We start from the raw sequence: 25,486 nt of genomic DNA on the forward strand, positions 1-25,486 counted from the left end.
CATAATCTGCCAGTTATTTGAGTCATTTCATTGGAAACTGCCAATTCATGAAACTGGATGCCTTCGATCGCAAGATCCTCGCCGCCCTGCAACGCGACGGTCGCCTGAGCAACGTGCAATTGGCCGACGAAATCGGCCTGTCCGCTTCACCGTGCCTGCGCCGCGTGCGGCTGCTCGAAGAAGCCGGGGTGATTCGCGGCTACCAGGCAGTGCTCGACCGCGACGAAGTCGGCCTGGGCCTGACGATCTTCGTCGGGGTCAAGGTCGAGCGGCATAACGACGAACAAGCCGAAGCGTTCCGCCAGGCCGTGACGGCGTTGCCGGAAGTGATCTCGGCGTTCCTGGTGTCAGGCGAATCGGACTTCCTGCTGCAAGTGGTCGTGCCGGACCTGCGCGCCTACGACCGCTTCCTGACGGGGCAGTTGCTGAAGTTGCCGGGTGTCAGTGATATCCGCAGCAATTTCGCGATTCATACGGTGAAGACGCCGGGGGCGTTGCCGCTGGGGCATTTGCCTGGGGGGTGAGGCAGGGCGGACCAAGGCCGTGGATGCAGGATCGAATGATCTGCATTGGCTCATTTGGAGGGAGGATCAAACGGAAAAAGGCAGCATGAAGTGGAGCGGGTAGAGGGAATCGAACCCTCAACTAAAGCTTGGGAAGCTTTCGTTTTGCCACTAAACTATACCCGCTTTGCGTGCCTGTCTCGCTCGTAACGGGTGTCTTGCCAGACCCCTCGTTGCAGCTGGAGAAGCTGGAGCCGTGCCTTCGATGTGGCACCTGCCCAGAGCGGCTGACTTTGTACCAGATGTCAGCGCACATGAGAAGTTTTTCTTTGCCCACGGCGCGCCTACCTCCCATCCCAAGCCTCGAAACAGAGCGATCGTTCGCAAGCAAGTCCCCCTGCCAAAAAAGGCTGTGCGGGACCTGCTCGCGACGATTGCGTTTCAGATCGCCACCGCATGGTAGCCCTGCACGTAGCTATAACGCGGTCGGCTTTCGTGGTGTCCCGGTGTGAGGAACTTCATCAAGGCATTGCGGCTATCGCGGCAGGCGGCCTTGTGTTCCATGTCCAGGAAGTGCCCGGTGGCTTGCAGCGTGCTGAAGGTGCTGTGCTGCACGTGGTTGGCGAAGAGCCTGGCGTCGTCGGCCGAGGTGTATTCGTCCCATTCGCCGTTCACGAACAGCACGGGCACGTTGATTTTCTTCGCCGCGTTGAGGTAGCACTGCTGGTCGCTCTGGAGCACGTCGGTGATGTGGAAATGCATCTGGCCGTATTCATGTTCGGCCAGGCTGCTGACGTGGCGGTAATTGAAGCGCTTGAACAGCGGCGGCAAATGCTTGCCGATGGTGCTGTTGACCAGATGGCCGACGCGATCGCGGTCCAGGTTGCCCAGGTAGTCCACGCCGCGCTCCAGGTAGTCGCGCATCGGTGCGTTGAGCACCGGCGAGAACGAACTGATTACCGCTTTTTCAATCCGCCGCGGGCGTTGGGCCAGGGCGGTCAATGCAGCGGCGCCACCCCAGGAAAACGACAGCACGTGCTCGGCGGCGAAGTGATCGATCAGTTCCAGGAGGATCTGTCCTTCGACCTCCTTGGTAAGCATTTTCTCGTGGCGGTTGTGGACCTTGGACTTGCCCGCGTAGGGTTGGTCGTACAGCACGACGTTGAATTGCGGGTGGAGGTTCTTGACGGTTTGTGCGAACGACGCGGTGGTGGCCATCGAGCCGTTGACCAGGATGATGGTCTTTTGTGCCGCGTCTGCGCGATAGAACTCCGTGTAAACCCGATACTGACCTTGTATATCCAGCACAGCGATTTCTGGCCTCATGTCATAAGACTCCTGGCAAGCGGGTATGCGCGCAATGAGATTGCACGGGCAATGTGACAGGTAGGCATACGCCTGGAAGATAAGGCCCATGTCGATCCATGACAGCGGTCGACGGGTGTTGTTATAGGCGGGCAGTTTGCCGGGCGGACAAGGCGGAACCTGAGGGTTCCCGCCGGCAAAAAGTTTCTTGGAAGAATGTGGTGACTCATCGGTCACATTTCGGCCGACGGTTTGATTCAAGCAGGGGGGCGAGCGTTGCGCAAGTACTGATGGGAAAATTGTTCGACCCGTCTGCCGGGCGGCAACGAATTCAGATCAGGCTGATTTCGCCAGGGTCCAGGGCGCGGTACTGGCCCGGTTCGAGGGCCGGGTCCAGCACCAAGGGGCCCATGCGCTCGCGGTGCAGGCGCAACACCTTGTTGTCGAAGTGGCCGAACATGCGCTTGACCTGGTGATAACGCCCCTCGACGATGCTCAAGCGCGCGGACGTCGGCCCCAGCAGTGTCAACCCGGCCGGTTGGGTGGTGAGGTCTTCGAAGGCGAAATACAGGCCCCGCGCGAAGGTGTCGGCGTACTCGGCGGTGATGGTGCGCTCGGTTTCGACGTAATAGACCTTGGGCAGCTTGGTCTGCGGTTGGGTCAGGCGTCGCGACCAACTGCCGTCATTGGTGATCAGCATCAGGCCGGTGGTATTGAAGTCCAGGCGCCCGGCGATGTGCAGGTCGTCCTTGTCCGGCTCGTCGAGCAGGTCGAGCACCGTCGGGTGTTGCGGGTCGCGCGTGGCGCTGACGCAACCGGTGGGTTTGTGCAGCATGAAATAACGCGCCGGCCGGCCCGCTTGCAGCACCTCGTCATCGACCTCGACGCGGCTGAATTCACGCACTTGGGCATGGGGGTCGGTGACGGTCTGGCCGTCGATCCGCACCCGGCACGCCACCAGCAACAGGCGGGCCTGCTGGCGATTGAAGCGGGGCAGGTTGCTGAGAAAACGGTCGACGCGCATGGGCAGTCCAGGCCAGGAAAAAGGCGCGCAGCTTACGCGATCGGACGGGGCTTGGCGCGCAATTGGGCCTGGACCTGGGCGCAGCGTGGGCACAGGCAGGCTTGATCCCGCACCTCTGCCGGCAATGCTTCGAGTATGGCCGGGTCAATGTTCACGCTAAAACACCAGCAGGCCCGGTCGGCGGTTCCCGGATCGGCCAGGGAGCAGTCGTTGGCGCCGCCGCAGGCGGGGCAAAGGTCGGGTTTATTCATAGCTGGAGCGAGGCATTTCCACACAGGTTCGATTGCATCCGGCTTGCCGGGCGCGTTGCAGTGCATGATCGGTCCGGGACAGCAGGTTGTGCAAGGTGTCTTCGTCCTGCACCGTGGTCAGACCGATGCTGACGGTGACCAATAACTGTTTCCCACTGCAGAAATAGCGCTGTTTTTCGATGTGCTGGCGAATTTTCTCAGCGATTTTCAGACCAGTCTGTCCGTCGGTGTCCTTGAGCAGTACCACGAACGCTTCGGCGCTCCAGCGACAGACAATGTCCGAGTGCCGCAGGCTTTGTGTCAGGTCGCGGGCGAAACCGGTCAGCAGTTGGTCGCAGGCCACATGGCCGTGGATGCTTTCCAGTGACTTGAAGTCGTCCAGCGCCAACAACACGGCGGTCAATGGCCTGGGTTCGCGCTGGGCTTCGTGCAAGGCCTGCACGGCCAGCAAGTCGAAGCCTCGGCGGTTGGGCAACTCGGTCAGGCTGTCGAGGATGGCCTGGGCGTCGAGGCGGTGTTGGTAGCGGTCGATCAACCGAGCGAGGATAAACAGCACGGCCAGCGTCACGAGCAGGCCGATCAACAGGTTCACGTACAGGGCCTTGAGTGGGTTTTCTCGTGCCGAGGCGTGGGCAGCGTAATAGCCCAGCGATGAAGTGACCAGGAAGCCTGTACCCACCAGCGCCATCACGGCCAGCAGCGGTTTGCGCTGGAAATACAACGACGAACGGAGCGACATGGCGATTCCCTGGGCAGAGATCCAATGTAATCAGTTTAGTAATCACTGTAGGAAAAGGCGCCTTGATTCGCATGTTTGTAAACACGGAGAAAGCAGGGCGACGGTTGGCAAAAAGCTACATGTTTCTAGTTATTGCCATATCGCACCAGATTCCGATTTTGCTGTCTGAATATTCGTCAGTCACCCAAAGATGACTGCCGCCCATCAGCGTCGCTGATGTGGCCCATTCGCGGTCCAGGAGGCCGCCATGTATCGACGACTGCTGCTCATTGCGTTTCTCGGTTTGACTCTTTCGGCCTGCGCGCCTTACTACGATGGAGACTCGAGCTACTACCGTTCAGAGGTCTACACTTCACCGGCACCGGTCTATTACGGTGGCGGGGGTTATTATTCGGCTCCGCGTGGCTACTACGCACCGCGGTATTACCAACCGGCACCGCGCTATTACTCGGCACCGCGCTACTACCCAGCCGGTCCACGCTACTACGCGCCACCGCGGGCGGCGTACCGGCCTTATCCCAACCGGGGCGGTTGGGGCGGCCATGACCGGGGTGGCTGGAATGACGACCGAGGTGGGCATGATCATCGCGGGCGTGGCGATCATGGTGGAAGGGGCGGCCACCGTTGATCCCGCAATGCAAAGCGGCGCATCGAGCGCCGTTTTTTTTGTGCCTGGAATGATCAAGCCTTCGCGAGCAGGCTCGCTCCCACAAGGGCGTTATTCATTGGACAAGTCCGCCAATGGGTGACGACCTTCCCACACCTTGTGAAAGTGCGCCTGCACCACGGCTTCCGGGACATGGTTGATGTCGGGCCAGTGCCAATGGGGCTTGTGGTCCTTGTCGATCAAGCGGGCCCGCACCCCTTCGCTGAATTCCGGATGGCGGCAGCAGTTGAGGCTCAAGGTGTATTCCATCCGCAGCACCTCGGCCAAGGACAGGTGCCGGGCACGGGCGATCTGTTCCCAGACCAGATGAGCGGTCAGGGGCGAGCCCTCCGTCAGGGTCTTTGCCGCCCGGGCGATCAGCGGGTCCTGGTGATCCACCAACAGGGCCAGGGCTTTCCAGGCGCAGCGCACGTCGCTGACATCCAGCCACTCATCGATTTTCTGCCGACGCGGCAACCACTGGGCTTCGGGCAATTGCGCGACGGCTTCCTGCTGCAAGGCCTTGAACAGGCTATTGAGCTGCATCCCGGTCTGTTCCTGCCAGTTGAGTTGCAACAAACCTTCGATCAGGGCGTCCTGCTGTTCGTCCAGCAGGAAGCGGTCGGCCAGGCCCAGGTCGATGGCGTCCCGGGCGTTCATGTGGGCGCCGGTCAGGCCGAGAAACAAGCCGAGCTTGCCCGGCAGGCGCGACAGGAACCAACTGGCGCCGACGTCCGGGTACAGGCCGATGCTGATCTCCGGCATCGCCAGGCGGCTGCTGGGGGTGACGATGCGTGTGCTCGCGCCTTGCAGCAGCCCCATGCCGCCGCCCAGTACATAACCGTGTCCCCAGCACAGCAAAGGCTTGGGGTAGGTATGCAGGTTGAAATCCAGCCGGTATTCGGCCGCGAAGAACTGCGCGGCCAAGGGCGGCACTTCCCCGGGATTGGCCCGGCAGGCCTCCACCAGGCTGCGGACTTCGCCGCCGGCGCAGAACGCCTTGGCGCCGTTGCCACGCAGCAGCACGCAGACGATTTGCGGCTCCCTGGCCCAGGCATCGAGACGATCGCGCAGGGCGCTGATCATCGGCAGGGACAGGGCGTTGAGGGTTTTTTCGGCATCCAGGGTGGCGACGCCGATGCGTGCTCCCGTGATGCCCGTCAGTTCTTCGAAGTGCAGATTCATCGTGACCTCGATCCGAAATTTGAATGTTCAGTATGACCGTTGCGTGGGAAAGTGCCGGTTCTGTGTCAGATCAATTGACAAGCCATGTAGGCTTTCCTAGGGTGCGCCCATTGTTTTTACCGGGTGCAATCATGACTGCTGATGACCGTATCAAACTCGAACCGAGCTGGAAGCAGGCACTGCGTGCCGAGTTCGACCAGCCCTACATGGCAGAGTTGCGCGAATTCCTGCGCCGGGAATACGCCGCCGGCAAGGAGATCTACCCACCGGCATCGCTGATCTTCAACGCGCTCAATTCCACGCCGCTGGACAAGGTCAAGGTGGTCATCCTCGGCCAGGACCCTTACCACGGCCCGGGCCAGGCCCATGGCCTATGCTTCTCGGTACAGCCGGGCGTGCCAACGCCGCCGTCGCTGGTGAACATCTACAAGGAGTTGAAGCGCGACCTGAACATCGACATTCCCAACCACGGCTACCTGCAAAGTTGGGCCGACCAGGGTGTGTTGCTGCTCAATACCACCCTGACCGTCGAGCGCGGCAATGCCAACGCCCACGCCAAGAAAGGTTGGCAGCACTTTACCGACAGGGTCATCGAAGTGGTCAGCGAGCACCAGCCGCACCTGGTGTTCCTGCTGTGGGGCGCCCATGCCCAAAGCAAGCAGAAGTTGATCGATGCGACCAAGCACTTGGTGCTGACTTCGGTCCACCCGTCGCCGCTGTCGGCCCACCGAGGCTTCATCGGCTGTGGGCACTTCGGCCGGACCAATAAATTTCTTCAGCAGCATGGCGAGAAGCCGATCGATTGGCGGTTGCCCCCGGTTTGATGGGCTAGCCGGGCTGATCCTATCGCGAGCAAGCTCGCTCCCACAGTGGATTCTGTTGTGAACACTTAACCAGTGGCCACTGAAAATCAACTGTGGGAGCGAGCTTGCTCGCGATGAAAGGCACTCGGTCTACAAGTCCGAACCCGGTCGCCGCATCCAGTACCGAAACAACGGCTCCGCCAGGAACAGCACGAACAACAGCCGCATGACCTGCAACGCCGTCACCAAGGGCACCGACAGTTGCAGTGTCTCCGCCGTCAGGCTCATTTCCGCGATGCCGCCGGGCATCATGCCGAGGGTCAGTGAACGCAGGTCCAGGTGGGTCAGCGTGCTCAGGCCCAGGGCCGCGAGGGTGGCGATCAACATCGTCAACACGGTGCCGACCAGGGTGCGCCCCATGAACGACGGCGCCCGGCGGAAGAATTGCCGGTTGAAGTGACAACCCAGGCCGCTGCCGATCAGCCACTGGCCCACCTGGCTGCCGCCATTGGGCAAGCCGATATGCAGGTCCCAGCCGATGCTCACGGCCGCGCTCACCAGCAGTGGTCCGAACAGCCACGGGTTGGGTTGGCGCAGGCGCTCCCAGGCCCAGGCAAGCAGTGCGCCCGCCGGAAACAGCAGCGCCAGCCATAGCCAGTCCACTGTCGTGGCGTGTTGGGCCGGGGAACCTTCGCCCAACAGGTACTTGAACGCCGCGGGTACGCACAGCACGACCACCAGCACCCGCAGGCTCTGGCCGGCGGCGACGCGACTGAGGTCGGCGCCGTTGCGGGCGCCGAGGTTGACCATTTCGCCGGAGCCGCCCGGCATGCTGGAGAAGAAAGCGGTGGCGCGGTCCTCGCCGGTGCGGCGCATCAGCCAGACACTCACCACGCTGGACACGCTGGTGATCAGCGCGCCAAAAAAGATCAGGCCGAAATGGCCGAGGACCTGCTCCATTACCAGCGGGGTGAAGTGCAGGCCGATACCGATGCCCACCACCCATTGGCCGCATTTGCGGCCGCCGGGAATTTCTTTCAACTGCCAAGGGGTCAGGCAGCGCACCAGGATGATCGCCAGCAACGAGCCGACCATCCAGGGCAGGGGCCAGCCGATCAGGCTGGCCAGGTAACCGCCGGCCAGGCCGACCAGCGGTGTTCCCCACCAGTGTCTGAAAGTGGCTTCAGACATTGGCCACGGCGCGTCGTTGGGCGGCGCGGCGACGCCAGATCCGCAGCAGTGGCATGAACAGCATGATCGCCGTCAGGATCCAGCAACCGAAGGTGATCGGGCTCGACCAGAGGATCTCCAGCGCACCGTTGGAAATCGACAACGCACGACGCAGGTTCTGCTCCATCAGCCCGCCAAGGATGAAGCCCAGCAGCACCGGCGACAGTGGGAAGTCCAGCTTGCGCAGGATGTAGCCGAAGATGCCGATGCCGATCATCAGGAACAGGTCGAACGTGGTGGCGTGCACCGCGTAGACACCGATGCCGGTGATGATCGCGATGACCGGTACCAGCGCCCAGTTCGGCACGGCCAGGATGCGGGTGAACACGCGGATCATCGGGATGTTGAGAATCACCAGCATGACGTTGGCGATGAACAACGACGCGATCAGGCCCCAGACGATGTCCGGTTGTTGTTGGAACAGCAACGGACCGGGGGTGATGTTGTACAGCGACAGCGCGCCGATCATCACCGCCGTGGTGCCCGAACCGGGAACGCCAAGGGTCAGCATCGGCACCAGCGCACCGCAGGCCGCGCCACCGATGGCGGTTTCCGGCGCGGCGAGGCCACGCTTGTCGCCCTGGCCGAACGTGCCGCTGGCCCCGGCGATGCGTTTCTCGGTCATGTAGGCCACGGCGCTGGCGAGGGTCGCGCCCGCGCCTGGCAGTACGCCCATGATGAAGCCGAGCAGGCCGCAACGCAGGTTCACCACGAACACCGACGCCGCTTCCTTGAAGTTGAACATCATCCGCCCGGTGGCCTTGACCGCTTCCTGGCCACGGTGGGTTTTTTCCAGCAGCAACAGGATCTCGCTGATGGAGAACAGGCCGAGCACCAGCACCACGAACTGGATGCCGTCGGTCAGGTGGATATTGTCACCGGTGAAACGGTACACGCCGCTGTTGGCGTCGATCCCCACACTGGACAGGAACAGGCCGATCAGCGCCGCGATAAATGTCTTGAGGGGACGATCGCCCGCCATGCCGCCCAGGCAGACGATGGCGAACACCATCAGGACGAAATATTCCGCCGGGCCGAAGGCGATCGCCCATTTCGCCAGCAGCGGGGCAAACAGCACCATGCCGCAGGTGGCGATGAGCGCACCGATGAACGAACTCCAGGCCGACAGCGACAGCGCCACCCCGGCCAGGCCTTGGCGGGCCATCGGGTAGCCGTCGAGGGTGGTCATCACGGTGGACGCTTCGCCCGGGATGTTGAGCAGGATCGAGCTGATACGCCCGCCGTATTCGCAACCCAGGTACACGGCGGCCAACAGGATCAGCGCCGACTCCGGCGGCAGGCCGAGGGCGAAGGCGATCGGGATCAGCAGCGCTACGCCGTTGATCGGGCCCAGGCCCGGCAACAAGCCGACCACGGTGCCGATCAGGGTGCCGGTCAAGGCGGTGACGAGGTTGTAAGGCGTCAGCGCGACGCCAAAACCCTGGCCGAGATAATTCAGGGTATCCATATCAATTCTCCAGGACGTCGAGCAGGCCCAGGGGCAGGGGGACGTCCATCAGCTTGTCGAACAACAGGTAGAGACCGATCGCCATCAGGCTGATGATCACCACGCTCGGCACCCAGCGGCCGCCATACAGGCGCGCCATCGGCACCCCGATCAGGATGCTGGAGAGGATGAAGCCCAGAGGTTCGAAGGTGCCCGCGAACACCAGCAGCAACACCACGCAGATGCCGATTTTCTGCAGGGTTTCACGGTCCAGTTGCGGGTCGTCTTCACTGTGCACCACGGGGGCGGGACGAAACACCATGTACAGCAACGCCAGGCCCATCAGCCCCAGCATCAACAAGGGAAAGGCCCGCGGGCCGACCGGCTCGTAGGAAAAGGCCGCCTGGTAGGGCCAGGCCATCAGCGCCAGGCCGATACAGGCCAGCAACAGCACCGCGGCAAAAATACGTTGGAGGGTGAGCATGACTAACTCCTGGGCAGCGCCGGGAGAGCCGACGCCGCCGCGAGATCAGAGACGGTTACTGAATCAGGCCGAACTCTTTGGCCAACACCTTGTAATCGGCGACTTGCTTCTTCACGTAGGTGTCCAGTTCCGGGCCGGTCATGGCGAACGGGAACAGCTCGCGCTGGTCACGCAGCTTGGCGAACTCCTCGGAAGCCAGCAGCTTGTCGAAGGCGTCTTTCCACCAGGCGTAGTCTTCGTCGCTGACCTTCGGCCCGAGGTAGAAGCCGCGTACCACCGGCCAGACGATGTCGTAGCCCTGTTCCTTGGCGGTCGGGATGTCTTTCATTTCCGGCTCGTCGAGGCGTTTTTCGGCGAACACGGCCAGCAGGCGCATGTCACCGCTCTGGATGTGGGGCATGGAGTCGGAGATGTCGGTACTGCCGACCTGGATGTGCCCGCCGAGCAAGGCGGTGGCGATCTCGCCGCCGCCTTCGAGGGCGACATAGCGCAGGTCGCGAGGGTTGATCCCGGCCGCCTTGGCGATGAGCGCGGTCTGCATCCAGTCCTGGCTGCCCACGGTGCCGCCGGAACCGATGACCACCGAGCTCGGGTCTTTCTTCAGGGCCTGCACCAGGTCGTCGAGGGTCTTGTAGGGCGAATCGCTCTTCACCGCGATAGCGCCATAGCTGGTGCCGACGGCGGCCAGCCAGCGCACGGCGCTTTCATCGAAACGACCGAACTTGCCCTGGGCCAGGTTCAGCAGCGAACCGCTGGACCAGGCCACCAGCGTGCCGGCGTCGGCCGGGCGCTGGGCGACCACTGCGTTGTAGGCCACCGCGCCGACACCGCCGGGCATGTAGGTGACGCGCATCGGCTTGGTCAGCAGCTTCTGGTTGACCAGCGCGCTTTGCGCCAGCTTGCACGTCAGGTCGAAACCGCCGCCGGGGGAGGCCGGTGCGATGCATTCGGGGCGCTTCGGTTCGGCGAGCAACTGCCCGGCGAACATCAGGCAACCGGCGGCCAGGGCTACTTTACGCAGTGATAAGCTCATTGTTGTCTCCACAGGAGTTGTTGTTGTGTGTGGTGCGAATGGGGCGATGCCAGATCCTTGCCGTGCCCATCGATGGCGGACACAAGTCGTGGCAGGGATTGTCGAGGGGGAACAACGGCAGGCCGGGCAGCGCGAATGCTGGCCAGGACGGTCTGTTGGAAGCGGCATGGGTGGGCAGGCACTGGGGCCTGGCGCTGCAGGGACAGCATGGTGAACACTCCGCTTTTATTGTTCTTATCGGCGAAAACGCTTCGAGGCGTTTTTCGTTCGCAAATGGGCATCGCGACCGGCAGTCGAAACTGTCCGTCCCAGGACTCTAACGGCCGAACCTTTCGCTAACCTTTCAATAGCTTTCAAGCGGTTTTTGGGCTTCACAGTGGGCGTTGCGGCTGTAAACTCCGCGCCAAAGAATGGCGCCGGCCATCCCTGAATCGAGGAATAACCCATGCGTGTTCTGCTCGTCGAAGACCATCTGCAGCTCGCCGAGAGCGTCGCCCAGGCGCTCAAGAGCACCGGTTTGACCGTGGATGTGCTGCATGATGGCGTGGCTGCGGACCTGGCCCTGGGCAGCGAGGAGTACGCGGTGGCCGTCCTTGATGTCGGGCTGCCGCGCATGGACGGTTTCGAAGTGCTGGCACGCCTGCGGGCCCGCGGCAAGACCCTGCCGGTGTTGATGCTGACCGCCCGCAGCGACGTCAAGGACCGGGTCCATGGCCTGAACCTGGGGGCCGACGATTACCTGGCCAAGCCCTTCGAACTCACCGAACTGGAAGCGCGGGTCAAGGCGTTGCTGCGGCGCAGCGTTCTGGGCGGCGAACGCCAGCAGCGCTGTGGCGGACTGGTGTATGACCTGGACACCCGTCGCTTCACCCTCGACGACGAGTTGCTGACGCTGACATCCCGCGAGCAGGCGGTGCTGGAGGCTTTGATCGCCCGGCCGGGCCGGGTGATGAGCAAGGAGCAGTTGGCCGCCCAGGTGTTCGGCCTGGACGAGGAGGCCAGCGCGGATGCCATCGAAATCTATGTCCATCGCTTGCGCAAGAAACTCGACGGCCACGCCGTCGCCATCGTGACGTTCCGGGGCCTGGGCTACCTATTGGAAAACCGCGATGCATAAGCCCGACAGCCTGCGCTGGCGGCTGCTCTGGAACCTCGCATTGCTGCTGGTGGTGCTGATGCTCGCCAGCGGCCTGAGCGCCTACTGGAACGGTCGCGAAGCCGCGGACACCGCCTATGACCGCACGTTGCTGGCATCGGCCCGGACCATCGCCGCCGGGCTCTCGCAGCGCGACGGCAGTCTCAGCGCGGACGTGCCCTATGTGGCGCTGGACACCTTCGCCTACGACAGTGCCGGGCGCATTTACTACCAGGTCAATGACATCAACAAGCAGTTGATCTCCGGCTACGAAAACCTTCCCGGCCCGCCGCCCGGTACGCCACGCACCGATGATTACCCGGCCCTGGCGCGTTTCTATAACGCCCGTTACCAGGGCCAGAACGTGCGGGTGGTGAGCCTGCTCAAAGCCGTGAGCGAGCCGAACATGAACGGCATGGCGGAGATTCGCGTGGCGGAGACCGAAGAGGCACGGGTCAGCATGGCCCGCAGCCTGATGGCCGACACCCTGTTGCGCCTTGGCATGCTGGCGGTGGGGGCGTTGTTGCTGGTGTGGTTTGCCGTCAGTGCCGCACTGCGCCCGCTGGAACGCTTGCGCACGGCGGTGGAAGAGCGTCAGCCGGATGATCTGCGCCCGCTGCCGTTGGTGGAAGTCCAGCATGAGCTATGGCCATTGGTGCGGGCCCTCAACCACTTCACCGAGCGACTGCGCGGGCAATTCGAACGCCAGGCGCAGTTCATCGCCGATGCCGCCCATGAACTGCGCACGCCGTTGGCCGCGCTCAAGGCGCGCCTGGAACTGGGCTTGCGCGCCAGTGAGCCGGCGACCTGGCGTGAAACCCTCGAAACCGCCGCCCAGGGCACCGATCGCTTGACCCACCTGGCGAACCAGTTGCTGTCCATGGCGCGGGTCGAAAACGGCGCCCGGGCCATCGCCGAGGGCGGCGCGCAGTTGCTCGACATGAGCCAGTTGGCCCGGGAGCTGGGCATGGCCATGGCGCCGCTGGCCCACGCCCGGGGCGTGGCGCTGGCCCTGGAAGCCGATGAGCCGGTGTGGCTGCGGGGCGAGCCGACCTTGCTCAACGAATTGCTGAGCAACCTGGTGGACAATGCCCTGGCGCATACGCCCTCCGGTGGCAACGTGATCCTGCGGGTCACCGCGCCGGCGGTGCTGGAGGTGGAAGACGACGGTCCGGGCATTCCCCTGCACGAGCGTGATCGGGTGTTCGAGCGCTTCTATCGGCGTAACCAGCAAGTAGCCGGTTCCGGCCTGGGGTTGGCGATCGTCGGCGAAATCTGCCGTGCCCACCTGGCGCAGATCACTTTGCATGATGGGCAGGCGCGCGGGCTGAAGGTGCGGGTGAGCTTTATACCCGGCACAGATTGATTTGTGTGAGCACCGTTGTGGCGAGGGGATTTATCCCCGTTGGGACGCGAAGCGTCCCCTGCAGCTCGGTTGGCACACTGCGGTGACAGATAAATTCTGGGGGGCGCTTCGCACCCCAGCGGGGATAAATCCCCTCGCCACAAGTTCCGTGCCTGGCCCAAATTCATGGGCTGCTTAATAGAACATCGACCGCGCTTCTTCGATATCCGCGCACCGATCCTTGTTATCCGGGTCGATGCCCAGCTTCTTGAAGGCTGGCACGGCAAACACATCGATCTTGCTGAGGGGATGATCGGTGTCCTTGTAGCAGTACAGCGCCGCGACCTGCACCAGGTCGACGTAATCCACCTGCTTCGTATCCCGGCTGAAGTCCAGGTACAACCCCGGCAACTTCACCAGCCGCTCCGGAAACTCCCAGACACTGAGCAACTTGTCCCCCAGCACCGGGTGGATCGTCTCGATGACGTGGTTGAGGCTGACCGGGTCGGACAGCAATTCATTGTTGTCCTGGGCATACGTGAGGATCGGCAGCACGCCGATCTGGTGCACCAAGCCGCCCAATGCCGCCTGGTCGGGCTTGAGCTGCGTGTAGCCGCGGCACAGTGCATAGCTGACGCCGGCGATCTCCAGGCTCTTGCGCCAGACTTCGCGCATCTTCTGTTCGACCACCTCGGAACGGGCATGGAAAATCTGCTCCATGACCAGGCCGATGGCCAGGTTGCTGCTGTAGTTGACCCCCAGCCGGGTGATGGCCGTGTGCAGGTCGGTGACTTCCTGGGTGGCGCGAAGCAGCGGGCTGTTGACCACTTTTATCAGGCGAGCCGAGAGCGCCGTGTCGCGACCGATCACTTTGCTCAGGTTGCTCACGCTGATTTCCGGGTCCTCGGCGGCCCGGCGAATCTGCAGGGCCACTTCCGGTAATGTTGGCAACACCAGGTCATCGTTATCGATGGCCTCCACCAAATCCCGTTGGACCTTCTCCGCCAAATCGCTCATTTCGGTTCTCTAGGGTGTTGCGACAAAATGCTGCGATCAGCGCTGGATCTCGCGGTCGCGGTCCAGCTCGTAAGGCAAGTCCAGCAGCTGCAAGGCCGGGCCCTCCAGGGCACCGAGGTGCAGGTTGCCATCTTCCGCCGCTTCGGCCTGCAACACCGCCAGAAGTTCAATGTCTTGCCCGGCTCGCGCCGCGATCACCACTTCGCCGATGGTGCTGCCGTGGGTCGGGGAGAAGAGCGCGGTACCCGGCTCGGGCAGTTCGCTGGCGTCCAGTCGCAGGCGATACAAGCGCCGCTTGAGCTTGCCCAGGTACTGCATGCGCGCGACGATTTCCTGGCCGGTGTAGCAGCCTTTCTTGAAGCTCACGCCGCCAACGGCTTGCAGGTTGAGCATCTGCGGGATGAACAGCTCGCGGGTGGCCGGCATCACCTGGCCGATCCCGGCGCGGACCTGGCCGAGCAGCCACGCGTTCAGGTCAGCCTCGGCGAGTGCCGCAGCCAACTGGCTTTTCAGCACTGGCGCCTGCTCGGCGCGAGCCCACAGTTCGGCCCGGCCGGGGGAAACCCGCACGGCGATCAGCGATTCATGGCGCACCACGCTGTCGGTATCAGCCGGCAGTGCGAGGCCCAGGCTGGCCAGCACGTCATCGGCGTTTTCCAGGCCGAAGCGAACCCAGGCGGCGCTTTCGTCAGTGAGTTTGGATTTGGAGAACACCGCGTATTTCTTCAGGTCCGCCAGTTGCGGCTCGAGCAGTTCGCTGGCCATCGCCATCAGCACGCCGTCGCCTTCGAGCAGGATGCGGAAGCTCGATTGCATCCGGCCTTTCTGGGTGCAGCGGGCGCCGAGGCTGGCACGGCTATCGCTCAAGTAATTGAGGTTGCAGGTCAATTGGCCTTGCAGGAATTTGCCGGCATCCACGCCGCGGACCGCGAGAACGCCTTCGTGGGACAGGGTGCAGAAAAAAGCGGAATCAGCCATGGGTCATCGCAGGGTAAAAAGTCTGGTGGACATCATAAGGGGGCGCCCTTGAAATGGGTAGTTCACAAAGGATCGGTGGTGGCCGACCAATGCTGTCTGTTCCGCCACGGCGGGGCCTGTATACTTGCGCTCTATTTGAGGAGCGCTCCATGGTCGAAGATGTTGAACTGAATCGCCTCTACTGGCACAGCCGTCGCGGCATGCTTGAGCTGGACGTGTTGCTGGTGCCATTCGTGAAAGAGGTCTACCCCCATCTCAATGAAGTGGACCGTGCGTGCTATGTCCGCCTGCTCGAATGCGAGGACCAGGACATGTTCGGCTGGTTCATGGAGCGCAGCGAATCCGAGGATCCAGAGCTGCAGCGCATGGTCCGGATGATCCTGGACCGTGTCCAGCCAAAGTAACCGCTTCGAATGCCGCTGGCAGGCCTCCGGGCAACTGCTGGCGGCCTATCTCCTGGCCCAGGCGGTCGCCCTGGGTTCGTTGCTCCTGCTGGCTGTCCCGTTCCTGTTTGCCGCCCTTGGCATGGCGTTGTGCCTGGCCCATGGTGCCTGGGTCCTGCCGCGACAAGTCCTGTTGACCCATCGACAGGCCTTCAGTGGCCTGCGCTGCGACGCGGCCGGTTGGCACCTGTGGAACAGGGCCGAAGGTTGGCAGCCCGTGCAGTTGCGCCCCGACAGCCTGGCGTTGCCGTTGATCGTCGTGCTGCGTTTTCGCTTGCGGGGCGAGTGGCGGGTTCGCTCGCTGTGCGTGCCGCGCGACGCGCTGGCGCCGGATGTGCATCGGCGCCTGCGGGTGCGGCTCAAGTTCAGTCGACGTAGGTGGGCGGCACCAGGATAGTGTCCAGCGCCTCGGGCAGCAGGTCCGGGTAGTCGAGGGTGTAATGCAGCCCCCGGCTTTCCTTGCGCTCCATGGCCGAGCGAATCATCAGCTCGGCCACCTGGGCCAGGTTGCGCAGCTCGATCAGGTCCCGGCTGACCTTGTAGTTGCTGTAGAACTCGTCGATTTCATCCAGCAACAGTCGCACCCGGTGCTGGGCCCGTTGCAGGCGCTTGTTGGTGCGCACGATACCCACGTAGTCCCACATGAAGCGCCGCAGTTCGTCCCAGTTGTGGGCGATGATCACGTCTTCGTCGGAATCGGTGACCTGGCTGGCATCCCATGAGGGCAGGGCGGCGGGAATGGCGATCTGCGGCAACTGTTGCAGGATGTCCGCCGCCGCCGAGCGGGCGTAGACGAAACATTCCAACAGCGAATTGCTGGCCATGCGGTTGGCGCCGTGCAACCCGGTGAAGCTGGTTTCGCCGATGGCGTACAGGCCCGGCACGTCGGTGCGGCCTTGTTGGTCGACCATCACTCCGCCGCAGGTGTAGTGCGCCGCCGGCACCACCGGGATCGGCTGCTTGGTGATGTCGATGGAGAATTCCAGGCAGCGCTCGTAGACCGTCGGGAAATGACTCTTGATGAAGGCTTCGGGCTTGTGGCTGATGTCCAGGTAGACGCAGTCGATGCCCAGGCGCTTCATTTCATGGTCGATGGCCCGGGCGACGATGTCCCGTGGCGCCAGTTCGGCACGGGGGTCGAAGCGTGGCATGAAGCGTTCGCCATTGGGCAGTTTCAGGTGCGCTCCTTCGCCACGCAGGGCCTCGGTCACCAGGAAGCTCTTGGCCAGGGGGTGGTAAAGGCAGGTGGGATGGAACTGGTTGAACTCCAGGTTCGCCACTCGGCAGCCCGAGCGCCATGCCATGGCGATGCCGTCACCGCAGGCGCCATCGGGGTTGCTGGTATAAAGGTAGACCTTCGCGGCGCCACCGGAGGCGAGGATGACGAAGCGTGCGCCGTAGGTGTCGACTTCGCCGGTACCGCGATTGAGCACGTAGGCGCCGAGGCAGCGATCGCCCTCCAGGCCCAGGCGCTTCTCGGTGATCAGGTCGACCGCGACGCGCTGTTCCAGCAACTCGATGTTAGGCCGTTGCCGGGCCTGGGCGAGCAAGGTCTTGAAGATCGCCGCTCCGGTGGCATCGGCCGCGTGGATGATGCGTCGATGGCTGTGACCGCCTTCGCGGGTCAGGTGGAACTCGAAACCGCCGTCTTCGTTGCCGGATTGTTCGTCACGGGTAAACGGCACGCCTTGGTCGATCAGCCACTGGATGGCTTCGCGGCTGTGCTCGACGGTAAAGCGCACCGCGTCCGGGTGACACAGGCCGCCACCGGCGTTAAGGGTGTCGTCGACATGGGACTCGATGGTGTCGGTGTCGTCCAGCACGGCCGCGACGCCGCCCTGGGCCCAGAATGTCGAGCCGTTGGCCAGGTCGCCCTTGCTCAGCACGGCGATGCGCAAGTGCTCCGGCAAGGTCAGGGCAAGGCTCAATCCGGCGGCACCGCTGCCGATTACCAGAACATCATGTTGGAACTGTTGGCTCATTCGAATGGTTTCCGCTCAAGGCGACCCGGGTCGGGGTTGGCACAGGACACCGTTTCAACGGGTCACACAGCCGCGCAGCCCACTAGTATATAGAGGGGGGGACCGGCACAATAGCCAGGCGTATCATGGCAATGTGGTACCAGCCCTGGCTGGAAAGCGCTACGCTTCGTCGGATCGCGATTTGGCCGGGAAGGCGACAAGGCGGCTGTTTCGAGGACAGAGCGCGGTTAATCCCGTCACAGTGGGCTAATGTCCGCTTCACGGCGCTATAAAATAGTGGGAACTTTTGCCAGCCGCCTACGTTCAATAGACGGTTGTCTGCAAAAGGGAGCAGCGTTGGGTGTGCGGGGTTTCGGCTGAAATCCTTGCCGGCAGGCCTGGCGACAGATTATTCGCGCAGCCGGGGAATCTCGTGCTGCGTTTTTCGTCCGTGCCGAGATCAGAGCGCGCCGGAAACTTGCTTGAAAGGGGGAGAACTTTTGCGAAAAGCCCGAGTCTATGTTTGCAAGCCCGGACAATTAGTAATGCAAGCCTCCTTCGAGCTTATCGAGGAGTGTTCATGCTAACCCAGGAAGAGGATCAGCAGCTGGTCGAGCGCGTACAACGTGGCGACAAGCGAGCTTTCGATCTGCTAGTGCTGAAATACCAGCACAAAATTCTCGGGTTGATCGTGCGGTTCGTGCACGACACCCATGAAGCGCAGGATGTTGCGCAGGAGGCCTTCATCAAGGCCTACCGTGCACTTGGTAACTTTCGCGGCGACAGCGCGTTCTATACGTGGCTTTACCGCATCGCCATCAACACGGCGAAAAACTATCTGGTTTCACGCGGCCGCCGGCCGCCGGATAGCGATGTAAGTTCTGAAGATGCAGAGTTCTACGATGGCGATCACGGCCTCAAGGACCTCGAATCCCCGGAACGCGCATTGCTGCGGGATGAGATCGAGGGCACTGTCCATCGAACCATCCAGCAACTGCCCGAAGATTTGCGTACGGCCTTAACTTTACGCGAGTTCGACGGTCTGAGTTACGAGGACATTGCGAGCGTCATGCAGTGTCCGGTGGGTACCGTGCGCTCCCGGATCTTCCGCGCTCGGGAGGCCATCGATAAAGCCCTGCAACCGTTGTTGCAGGAAAACTAAAGACAGCGGCGACAGCCAAGAGAGGAACGCCATGAGTCGTGAAGCCCTGCAGGAATCGCTGTCCGCAGTGATGGATAACGAAGCGGACGAACTGGAATTGCGTCGGGTATTGAATGCCTTCGACGATGTTGAAACCCGTGAGACCTGGGCTCGTTACCAGATCGCCCGGGCTGTCATGCACAAGGACCTGCTGCTTCCGCGTCTGGACATCGCTGCGGCCGTTTCTGCTGCATTGGCTGATGAAGCCGTACCGGCGAAAGCCTCCCGCGGACCATGGCGCAGCCTGGGTCGCCTGGCCGTTGCCGCCTCGGTCACCGTCGCCGTATTGGCCGGTGTGCGCCTGTACAACCAGGATGAAATTGCCGGCGTGCAAATGGCGCAGCAATCCAACCAGCCTGTCCTGGCCGCTCCGCAGGTCAAGGGCCCGGCGGTATTGGCCGGCTACAGCGAAGGTTCGGAAGCGACCGGTCCGATGACCAACGGTGTGCTGCAAGGCCAACCCGGCTGGCATGACCAGCGCCTGCCCAACTACCTGCGCCAGCATGCCCAGCAAGCGGCGTTGAAAGGTACTGAAAGCGCGCTGCCTTATGCCCGTGCAGCCAGTATGGAAAACCGTTAATAAGGACAACCATTGCGCGCCATACCTTTATTCGCGCTTTTGCTGGGAGGCTGGTGTACGGTTCCAGCCTACGCCGATGAGGCTCAGGATTGGTTGAATCGCCTGGGCCTGGCCGAGCAGCAGCAAAGCTTCCTGGGCACTTTCGTCTATGAGCGCAACGGTAGTTTCTCTACCCACAACATCTGGCATCGCGTCCAGGATGGCAAGGTCCGCGAGCGGCTACTCCAGCTCGACGGCTCGGCACAGGAAGTCGTGCGCATTGATGGACGTACCCAATGCGTCAGCGGCTCCTTGATCGCGGGGCTGGGCAACACGCCCGACGGTTCCGCACGGACTCTCGATCCGCAAAAACTCAAGAACTGGTACGACCTTGCCGTCATTGGCAAGTCGCGCGTGGCTGGGCGTGCGGCGGTGATCGTCGAATTGAAGCCCAAGGACCAGCATCGCTATGGCTTCGAACTGCACTTGGACAAAGAGACGGGCCTGCCGCTCAAATCGTTGCTGCTCAATGACAAGGGGCAGTTGCTCGAGCGTTTCCAGTTCACTCGCCTGAACGTGGCCGCGCCGGCCGAGGCCGACTTGCAGGCCACGGCCGATTGCAAGGTGGTCGTACAGGCTCCGGACAAGGCCGCTGCGGTGAAGGCTACCTGGCATTCGGACTGGCTTCCGCCGGGTTTCGAGCTGACCAGCAGCACGGCGCGCAAGGATCCGGACACCAATGTCCAGGTCAACAGCCTGATGTACGATGATGGCCTGGCACGCTTCTCGGTGTTCCTCGAGCCGTTGAACGGGGCCAACGCCACCGATACCCGGACTCAACTCGGCCCGACCGCCGCCGTTTCCCGTCGACTCACCACGCCCCAGGGCGAAATGATGGTCACGGTGGTGGGCGAGATTCCCATCGGTACGGCGGAGCGGATCGCGCTCTCCATGCGGTCCGATGTCAAGGCGACCCAGTAGCGAATTGGCTGGGTGGCCCGAATGCGCACAAGGCTGATGGCGCCGGGGTTTGATCGAAATGCCGAAACTTCCTGTCAGCATTTTCATTTGCAAAGAAACGGTTTTTTTTCTATTAGGTCAGAGCCGCTGGGCCCTGGCCTTGTCTGTTTGCGGAACAAAAATACCGGCGTATCTTTCCCTGGTATTGCTTGCTCCATATCGCTTAACCATGCTCGTCGTAACGGGAGCCGTATGTCGATACCACGCTTGAAAACCTATCTCTCCATCTTTGCCACCGTGCTTGTGCTCGGCCAGGCCGTCCCTGCCGTGGCGGCCGAGTTGCCTGATTTCACGCAGTTGGTCCAGCAGGCGTCGCCCGCGGTGGTGAACATCAGTACGACCCAGAAGCTGCCGGATCGCCGGGTATCGGACCAGCAGATGCCGGACCTCGAAGGCCTGCCGCCGATGCTGCGCGAGTTCTTCGAGCGCGGGATGCCGCCGCAGCCGCGCTCGCCAGGTGGTGGCCGCCAGCGTGAGGCGCAATCCTTGGGCTCAGGCTTCATCATTTCGCCTGACGGCTACATCCTGACCAACAACCACGTGATCGCCGATGCCGATGAAATCCTGGTGCGCCTGGCCGATCGCAGTGAGCTCAAGGCCAAGCTGGTCGGCACTGATCCACGTTCCGACGTGGCGTTGCTGAAAATCGAAGGCAAGGACCTGCCCGTGCTCAAGCTGGGCAAATCCCAGGACCTGAAGGCCGGCCAATGGGTCGTCGCGATCGGTTCGCCGTTCGGTTTCGACCACACCGTGACCCAAGGCATTGTCAGCGCCATCGGGCGCAGCCTGCCGAACGAGAACTACGTGCCGTTCATCCAGACCGACGTGCCGATCAACCCCGGCAACTCCGGCGGCCCGCTGTTCAACCTCGACGGTGAAGTAGTGGGTATCAACTCGCAGATCTACACCCGTTCGGGCGGCTTCATGGGCGTGTCCTTCGCCATTCCGATCGACGTCGCCATGGACGTGTCGAGCCAGCTGAAAAGCGAGGGCAAGGTCAGCCGCGGCTGGTTGGGCGTGGTCATCCAGGAAGTGAACAAGGACCTGGCCGAGTCGTTCGGGCTGGAGAAACCCGCCGGCGCGCTGGTGGCGCAGATCCAGGAAGGCGGGCCGGCAGCCAAGGGTGGCCTGCAAGTGGGTGACGTGATCCTGAGCATGAACGGCCAGCCGATCATCATGTCCGCCGACCTGCCGCACCTGGTCGGAGCCCTCAAGGCCGGTGCCAAGGCCAACCTGGAAGTCATCCGCGAAGGCAAGCGTAAGAATGTCGAGCTGACCGTCGGGGCCATTCCCGAGGAAGGCAAGGAGCTGGATTCGCAGCCTAAGTCCGGCGTCGAGCGCAGCAGCAATCGCCTGGGCGTGGCAGTGGCCGAGCTGACCGAAGAGCAAAAGCGCACCCTGGAGCTCCAGGGCGGCGTCGTGATCAAGGAAGTGCAGGATGGTCCTGCGGCCCTGATCGGCTTGCAGCCGGGCGACATCATCACCCACCTGAACAACCAGGCCATCGGTTCCGCCAAGGAGTTCACCGATATCGCCAAGGCGTTGCCGAAGAATCGTTCGGTGTCGATGCGGGTCCTGCGCCAGGGGCGCGCCAGCTTCATCACCTTCAAGCTGGCCGAATGACCGGTTAGGGTGCTCAATAAAAAACCGCCTCGAGAGAGGCGGTTTTTTATTGTCTGCGAATAGTCCCGCAGGCCCTTAGCCCATCATGTCCTTGACCATGCGCTCCTGCTCCATGAGCTCCCGTTGCCGGGCGTCGATGCGTGACGACAGCGGGAAATTGGTGCCAGCGCGGCGTTTGGCGAAGTCCAGTTGCTGAATGGCCTGGCGGTAGTCGCCAACCAGGGCGAAGTACTCGGCGCGCGCCTGGTGCAGGCCGATGATATTGCCCGACAAGCCGCGCGTCTCGGCCACCATGTACCAGACGTCCGGATCGTCCGGACGGGACTTGAGCAGCGTTTCCAGGGCCTTCTCGGCATCGGCGGGGCGGTTCTGCTTGAGCAGCAGGTCGACGCGCACCTGGTTGAGGGGGTAGTTGCCCGGGTACTGCGTCAGCATCCGGTCGACCCGCGATTGCGCGTCCGCCAGCTTGTTGCTGGTGATGTCCAGGTCGACCTGGGCCAGGTTGTAGATGATCTCGTTGGGGGACTTGGCCAGCAACGGCTTGAGGTTCTCACGGGCCTCGTTCAACTGGCCGCCCTTTATTTGTGCGATCGCCAGGCCGTAGCGTGCCACGTCGTTCTTCGGGTTTTCATCCAGTTGTGCCCGGAAGCGCTTGGCGCCCAGGCCCGGGGTTTCTTCATAGATCAACTGCACGCGTGCGCGGATCAGTTGATAGCGCACGCTGTCCTCGATGCCCCCCGGCTTGGCCTGTTCGGCGCGGTTGCGGGTGTCGGCAATGCGGGATTCGGTCACCGGGTGAGTCAGCAGGAACTCCGGCGGCCGGGCGTCGAAGCGGTACTGGCGCATCAGGCGCTCGAACATGGTCGGCATGGAGCGCGGGTCGTAGCCGGCCTTCTCCAGGTTGAGGATGCCGATGCGGTCGGCTTCCTGTTCATTCTGGCGGGAGAAGCGCCGTTGTTCCTGGATGGCGGCTGCCTGGGTGCCGGCGATGGCGGCGATGCCGGCGTCACCGCCACCGGCGGCGGCAATCACGATGCCGGTCAGGAGCGCCGCCATCATCGGCACTTGCATGCGCTGCTGGGCTTCGACGCCGCGGGCGAAGTGGCGTTGGGACAAATGCGCCAGTTCGTGGGCCATCACCGACGCGTACTCGCCTTCGGTCTGGGCGTTGAGGAACAGGCCGCCGTTGACCCCGACGATCCCGCCCGGGGCGGCGAAGGCGTTGAGTTGCGGGCTGTTGATCAGGATGAACTCCAGGCGCCGGTCATTGACCTGGCTGGTTTCCACCAGCTTGTAGACGCTGGTTTCAACGTAATCCTTGAGCTGCGGATCGTTGAGTTGGGACACCTGGCTGCGCAACAGGGCCAGCCAGGCACGACCCAGTTGGTGTTCCTGTTCCGGCGAGACGATGGCAGAACTGGCGTCGCCAAGTGACGGCAGGTCGTCGGCGAAGCCCGGTGAGGCAAGCAGGCAGGCGAGCGTCAGCAGGGTAGGGCGCAGAAATGTCATGCACGAAGCCTTAGTCGACAAAGACCCTACTGTAGCCGGACACCGGGCCCGGGACCAGATATTCTAGGCGGCCCAACGACCCTGCCGCGGAGCGAACCGATGACCGATGCTGTAGCCCACGATGCCGAACTGGACGCCAGCGGCCTGAACTGTCCGTTGCCATTGCTCAAGGCCAAGCTGGAACTCAATCGGCTGGCCAGTGGCGCGGTGCTCAAGGTCATCGCCACGGACGCAGGTTCCCAGCGTGACTTCCGCACCTTCGCCCGGTTGGCCGGTCATACGCTGCTGCGCGAAGAAGACGAGAACGGCGTTTACCGTTACTGGCTGAAAAAAGCCTGAGCAACCGATGGCGCTTCTTAAGGATTTTTAATGTTCAAAGTGTTACGCGACTGGATTCAACGCTACTTCTCCGATGAAGAGGCGGTGGTCCTGGCTGTCCTGCTGTTCCTGGCCTTCACCGCCGTGCTCACCCTGGGCGGCATGCTGGCGCCGGTGCTGGCGGGGATGGTGCTGGCGTACCTGATGCAGGGCCTGGTCACCACGCTGGAGCGCTTGCGCCTGCCGGGCGCCGTGGCGGTCGGGTTGGTGTTCGCCCTGTTCATGGGCTTGCTGGTGCTGTTCATCGTGGTGATCGTGCCGCTGCTCTGGCATCAGTTGGTGACGTTGTTCAACGAGTTGCCGGGGATGCTCGCCAAATGGCAGTCGCTGCTGTTGCTGCTGCCCGAGCGCTATCCACACCTGGTGTCCGATGAGCAGGTGCTGCAGACCATCGACGTGGTGCGCGGACAGATTGGCAAGTTCGGCCAATGGGCGCTGACGTTCTCGCTGTCCAGCCTGCCGCTGCTGGTCAACATCATGATCTACCTGGTGCTGGTGCCGATCCTGGTGTTTTTCTTTCTCAAGGACCGGGAAATGATCGGGCGCTGGGTCCGCGGCTACCTGCCTCGGGAGCGGACGCTGATCACTCGGGTGGCCCAGGAAATGAATCGCCAGATCGCCAACTACATTCGCGGCAAAGTCATCGAGATCTTCATCTGCGGCGGCGTGACCTACATCGGTTTCGTGGCGCTGGGGCTCAACTATGCCGCGCTGTTGGCGTTGCTGGTGGGCGTTTCCGTGGTGGTGCCCTACGTGGGCACCGTCGTGGTCACCGTGCCGGTGGCGCTGATCGCGCTGTTCCAATGGGGCTGGAGCGACCAGTTCATCTACCTGATGGCGGTCTACGGGATCATCCAGACCCTGGACGGCAACGTGTTGGTGCCGCTGTTGTTTTCCGAAGCGGTGAACCTGCACCCGGTGGCGATCATCTGCGCGGTACTGCTGTTCGGCGGGTTGTGGGGCTTCTGGGGGGTATTCTTCGCGATTCCCCTGGCGACGCTGTTCAAAGCGGTGCTGGATGCGTGGCCGAGCAAGGAGCCGGTGGTGGCGCCGTTGCTGTAGCGGGATCGATGGGTGAGGATTATGGCCTTCTCGCGAGCTTCCCACAGGGGATTTGTGGTGTTAATAAATCCCCTGTGGGAGCGAGCTTGCTCGCGATGGCGCCAGTACAGGCAGTGAAAATTTCAGCCTTTGTTGAGGGCCTGAGCTGCCGCCAGCACCGCGTCCACATGCCCGGGCACCTTCACGCCGCGCCATTCCTGGCGCAGCACGCCGTCCTGGTCGATCAGGAACGTGCTGCGATCCACGCCCAGGTATTCCTTGCCATAGAGCTTCTTCAGCTTGATCACGTCGAACAGCTGGCAGACGGCCTCGTCCTTGTCGCTGATCAGCTCGAACGGGAATTGCTGCTTGCACTTGAAGTTCTCGTGGGACTTGAGGCTGTCCCGGGAGACGCCGAACACCTCGGTGTTGGCGGCCTGGAACTGCGGGTACAGGTCACGAAAGCCCTGGCCCTCGGTGGTGCAACCCGGCGTGCTGTCCTTCGGGTAGAAGTAGATCACCACCTGCTTGCCCTTCAGGGCCGCGAGGCTGACGGTCTGCCCGCTGGTGGCGGGTGCCTGGAAATCGGTAACCGGTTGGTCGACGGCAACGGCCATGAACGCTTC

General features: G+C 62.6%; 26 protein-coding genes, 1 tRNA gene and 1 pseudogene. 13 read left to right on the top strand and 15 right to left on the bottom strand.

The genetic code is table 11. From position 1 onward, the window contains the following. The first annotated feature begins 47 nt into the window (after positions 1 to 47). Positions 48 to 524 (top strand): Lrp/AsnC family transcriptional regulator, encoded by a 477-nt coding sequence (locus Q6A48_RS14895; protein WP_304554876.1) that lies wholly within the window; start codon positions 48 to 50, stop codon positions 522 to 524. A gap of 91 nt (positions 525 to 615) precedes the next feature. Here the strand turns inward: Q6A48_RS14895 and Q6A48_RS14900 are convergent. The 5 genes and pseudogenes from Q6A48_RS14900 to Q6A48_RS14920 all read right to left on the bottom strand — a co-directional run. Continuing rightward, a tRNA-Gly gene (locus Q6A48_RS14900) sits at positions 616 to 689 on the bottom strand. 255 nt (positions 690 to 944) lie between these two features. Then, on the bottom strand, positions 945 to 1,829 hold the full coding sequence (locus Q6A48_RS14905; RefSeq protein WP_304554877.1) for an alpha/beta fold hydrolase: 885 nt from the start codon (positions 1,827 to 1,829) through the stop codon (positions 945 to 947). A gap of 310 nt (positions 1,830 to 2,139) precedes the next feature. Continuing rightward, the gene (locus Q6A48_RS14910; RefSeq protein WP_304554878.1) at positions 2,140 to 2,832 is read right to left on the bottom strand and encodes a pseudouridine synthase; all 693 of its coding nucleotides are present in this window, start codon (positions 2,830 to 2,832) and stop codon (positions 2,140 to 2,142) included. A gap of 32 nt (positions 2,833 to 2,864) precedes the next feature. Next, complete coding sequence (locus Q6A48_RS14915) at positions 2,865 to 3,083, bottom strand: cysteine-rich CWC family protein (RefSeq protein WP_304554879.1); 219 nt, start codon at positions 3,081 to 3,083, stop codon at positions 2,865 to 2,867. Beyond that, a pseudogene (locus Q6A48_RS14920) lies at positions 3,076 to 3,687 on the bottom strand (GGDEF domain-containing protein); the annotation flags it as partial. The pseudogene Q6A48_RS14920 and the gene Q6A48_RS14915, both read right to left, overlap by 8 nt. A gap of 382 nt (positions 3,688 to 4,069) precedes the next feature. Between Q6A48_RS14920 and Q6A48_RS14925 the strand changes: the two are divergent. Further along, positions 4,070 to 4,450 carry a hypothetical protein gene (locus Q6A48_RS14925; protein ID WP_304554880.1) on the top strand — a complete coding sequence of 127 codons (381 nt, stop codon included), beginning with the start codon at positions 4,070 to 4,072 and terminating at the stop codon, positions 4,448 to 4,450. Positions 4,451 to 4,540: 90 nt separating this feature from the next. Here the strand turns inward: Q6A48_RS14925 and dspII are convergent, their stop codons facing one another. Further along, positions 4,541 to 5,653, bottom strand: a complete 1,113-nt coding sequence (gene dspII / locus Q6A48_RS14930; RefSeq protein WP_304554881.1) for an enoyl-CoA hydratase/isomerase DspII — start codon at positions 5,651 to 5,653, stop codon at positions 4,541 to 4,543. Positions 5,654 to 5,784: 131 nt separating this feature from the next. Between dspII and ung the strand changes: the two genes are divergently transcribed. Continuing rightward, entirely contained in the window at positions 5,785 to 6,477 is a 693-nt protein-coding gene (gene ung / locus Q6A48_RS14935; RefSeq protein WP_304554882.1) for a uracil-DNA glycosylase, read from the top strand. A gap of 129 nt (positions 6,478 to 6,606) precedes the next feature. On the opposite strand, the gene Q6A48_RS14940 is transcribed toward ung, so the two are convergent. The 4 genes from Q6A48_RS14940 to Q6A48_RS14955 are packed head-to-tail and all read right to left on the bottom strand — an operon-like array spanning position 6,607 to position 10,650. Beyond that, positions 6,607 to 7,647 (bottom strand): AbrB family transcriptional regulator, encoded by a 1,041-nt coding sequence (locus Q6A48_RS14940; RefSeq protein ID WP_304554883.1) that lies wholly within the window; start codon positions 7,645 to 7,647, stop codon positions 6,607 to 6,609. Further along, complete coding sequence (locus Q6A48_RS14945; protein ID WP_047701778.1) at positions 7,640 to 9,154, bottom strand: tripartite tricarboxylate transporter permease; 1,515 nt, start codon at positions 9,152 to 9,154, stop codon at positions 7,640 to 7,642. Before Q6A48_RS14945 ends, Q6A48_RS14940 begins: the two co-directional genes overlap by 8 nt. 1 nt (position 9,155) lies before the next feature. Then, a complete protein-coding gene (locus Q6A48_RS14950; protein WP_304554884.1) occupies positions 9,156 to 9,617 on the bottom strand; it encodes a tripartite tricarboxylate transporter TctB family protein in 462 nt (153 codons plus the stop codon). 55 nt (positions 9,618 to 9,672) lie between these two features. Then, complete coding sequence (locus Q6A48_RS14955) at positions 9,673 to 10,650, bottom strand: Bug family tripartite tricarboxylate transporter substrate binding protein (RefSeq protein ID WP_304554885.1); 978 nt, start codon at positions 10,648 to 10,650, stop codon at positions 9,673 to 9,675. Between the two features lie 445 nt (positions 10,651 to 11,095). Between Q6A48_RS14955 and tctD the strand changes: the two genes are divergently transcribed. Continuing rightward, complete coding sequence (gene tctD / locus Q6A48_RS14960) at positions 11,096 to 11,767, top strand: response regulator (RefSeq protein ID WP_304554886.1); 672 nt, start codon at positions 11,096 to 11,098, stop codon at positions 11,765 to 11,767. Further along, positions 11,760 to 13,151 carry a sensor histidine kinase gene (tctE, locus tag Q6A48_RS14965; RefSeq protein ID WP_304554887.1) on the top strand — a complete coding sequence of 464 codons (1,392 nt, stop codon included), beginning with the start codon at positions 11,760 to 11,762 and terminating at the stop codon, positions 13,149 to 13,151. The genes tctD and tctE overlap by 8 nt, the downstream gene beginning before the upstream one ends. A gap of 174 nt (positions 13,152 to 13,325) precedes the next feature. On the opposite strand, the gene Q6A48_RS14970 is transcribed toward tctE, so the two are convergent. Together Q6A48_RS14970 and ygfZ are read right to left on the bottom strand one after the other, a co-directional pair. Then, entirely contained in the window at positions 13,326 to 14,147 is an 822-nt protein-coding gene (locus Q6A48_RS14970; RefSeq protein WP_304554888.1) for an HDOD domain-containing protein, read from the bottom strand. A gap of 36 nt (positions 14,148 to 14,183) precedes the next feature. Next, the gene (ygfZ, locus tag Q6A48_RS14975) at positions 14,184 to 15,125 is read right to left on the bottom strand and encodes a CAF17-like 4Fe-4S cluster assembly/insertion protein YgfZ (protein ID WP_304554889.1); all 942 of its coding nucleotides are present in this window, start codon (positions 15,123 to 15,125) and stop codon (positions 14,184 to 14,186) included. A 149-nt stretch (positions 15,126 to 15,274) separates the two neighbouring features. Between ygfZ and Q6A48_RS14980 the strand changes: the two genes are divergently transcribed. Further along, positions 15,275 to 15,529, top strand: coding sequence for an FAD assembly factor SdhE (locus Q6A48_RS14980; protein WP_003184348.1), 255 nt, complete (start codon positions 15,275 to 15,277; stop codon positions 15,527 to 15,529). Next, the gene (locus tag Q6A48_RS14985; RefSeq protein ID WP_304554890.1) at positions 15,513 to 15,965 is read left to right on the top strand and encodes a protein YgfX; all 453 of its coding nucleotides are present in this window, start codon (positions 15,513 to 15,515) and stop codon (positions 15,963 to 15,965) included. The genes Q6A48_RS14980 and Q6A48_RS14985 overlap by 17 nt, the downstream gene beginning before the upstream one ends. Here Q6A48_RS14985 and nadB read toward each other — a convergent pair. Next, the gene (nadB, locus tag Q6A48_RS14990; RefSeq protein WP_304554891.1) at positions 15,934 to 17,550 is read right to left on the bottom strand and encodes an L-aspartate oxidase; all 1,617 of its coding nucleotides are present in this window, start codon (positions 17,548 to 17,550) and stop codon (positions 15,934 to 15,936) included. The two genes, Q6A48_RS14985 and nadB, sit on opposite strands and share 32 nt — an antisense overlap. A 559-nt stretch (positions 17,551 to 18,109) precedes the next feature. Between nadB and rpoE the strand changes: the two genes are divergently transcribed. The 4 genes from rpoE (at position 18,110) to Q6A48_RS15010 (ending at position 21,932) form a co-directional block, all read left to right on the top strand. After that, entirely contained in the window at positions 18,110 to 18,691 is a 582-nt protein-coding gene (rpoE, locus tag Q6A48_RS14995; RefSeq protein ID WP_003172477.1) for an RNA polymerase sigma factor RpoE/AlgU, read from the top strand. 31 nt (positions 18,692 to 18,722) lie between these two features. After that, on the top strand, positions 18,723 to 19,310 hold the full coding sequence (locus tag Q6A48_RS15000; protein ID WP_304554892.1) for a sigma-E factor negative regulatory protein: 588 nt from the start codon (positions 18,723 to 18,725) through the stop codon (positions 19,308 to 19,310). 12 nt (positions 19,311 to 19,322) lie between these two features. Next, positions 19,323 to 20,270, top strand: coding sequence for a MucB/RseB C-terminal domain-containing protein (locus tag Q6A48_RS15005; RefSeq protein ID WP_304554893.1), 948 nt, complete (start codon positions 19,323 to 19,325; stop codon positions 20,268 to 20,270). 231 nt (positions 20,271 to 20,501) lie between these two features. Next, positions 20,502 to 21,932: a DegQ family serine endoprotease gene (locus tag Q6A48_RS15010; protein WP_304554894.1), complete on the top strand. Its 1,431-nt coding sequence runs from the start codon at positions 20,502 to 20,504 to the stop codon at positions 21,930 to 21,932. 75 nt (positions 21,933 to 22,007) lie between these two features. Here the strand turns inward: Q6A48_RS15010 and Q6A48_RS15015 are convergent, their stop codons facing one another. Continuing rightward, complete coding sequence (locus Q6A48_RS15015) at positions 22,008 to 23,441, bottom strand: M48 family metalloprotease (RefSeq protein WP_047739241.1); 1,434 nt, start codon at positions 23,439 to 23,441, stop codon at positions 22,008 to 22,010. 99 nt (positions 23,442 to 23,540) lie between these two features. Between Q6A48_RS15015 and Q6A48_RS15020 the strand changes: the two genes are divergently transcribed. Both Q6A48_RS15020 and Q6A48_RS15025 read left to right on the top strand, forming a co-directional pair. Next, a complete protein-coding gene (locus tag Q6A48_RS15020; protein WP_304554895.1) occupies positions 23,541 to 23,780 on the top strand; it encodes a sulfurtransferase TusA family protein in 240 nt (79 codons plus the stop codon). Positions 23,781 to 23,810: 30 nt separating this feature from the next. Continuing rightward, positions 23,811 to 24,881 carry an AI-2E family transporter gene (locus Q6A48_RS15025; protein WP_304554896.1) on the top strand — a complete coding sequence of 357 codons (1,071 nt, stop codon included), beginning with the start codon at positions 23,811 to 23,813 and terminating at the stop codon, positions 24,879 to 24,881. Between the two features lie 122 nt (positions 24,882 to 25,003). Here the strand turns inward: Q6A48_RS15025 and Q6A48_RS15030 are convergent, their stop codons facing one another. After that, positions 25,004 to 25,477, bottom strand: coding sequence for a peroxiredoxin (locus Q6A48_RS15030; RefSeq protein ID WP_304554897.1), 474 nt, complete (start codon positions 25,475 to 25,477; stop codon positions 25,004 to 25,006). Between the last annotated feature and the right edge of the window lie 9 nt (positions 25,478 to 25,486).

This window comes from Pseudomonas citrullilanati (genome assembly GCF_030580855.1).
Lineage (GTDB): Bacteria > Pseudomonadota > Gammaproteobacteria > Pseudomonadales > Pseudomonadaceae > Aquipseudomonas > Aquipseudomonas citrulli.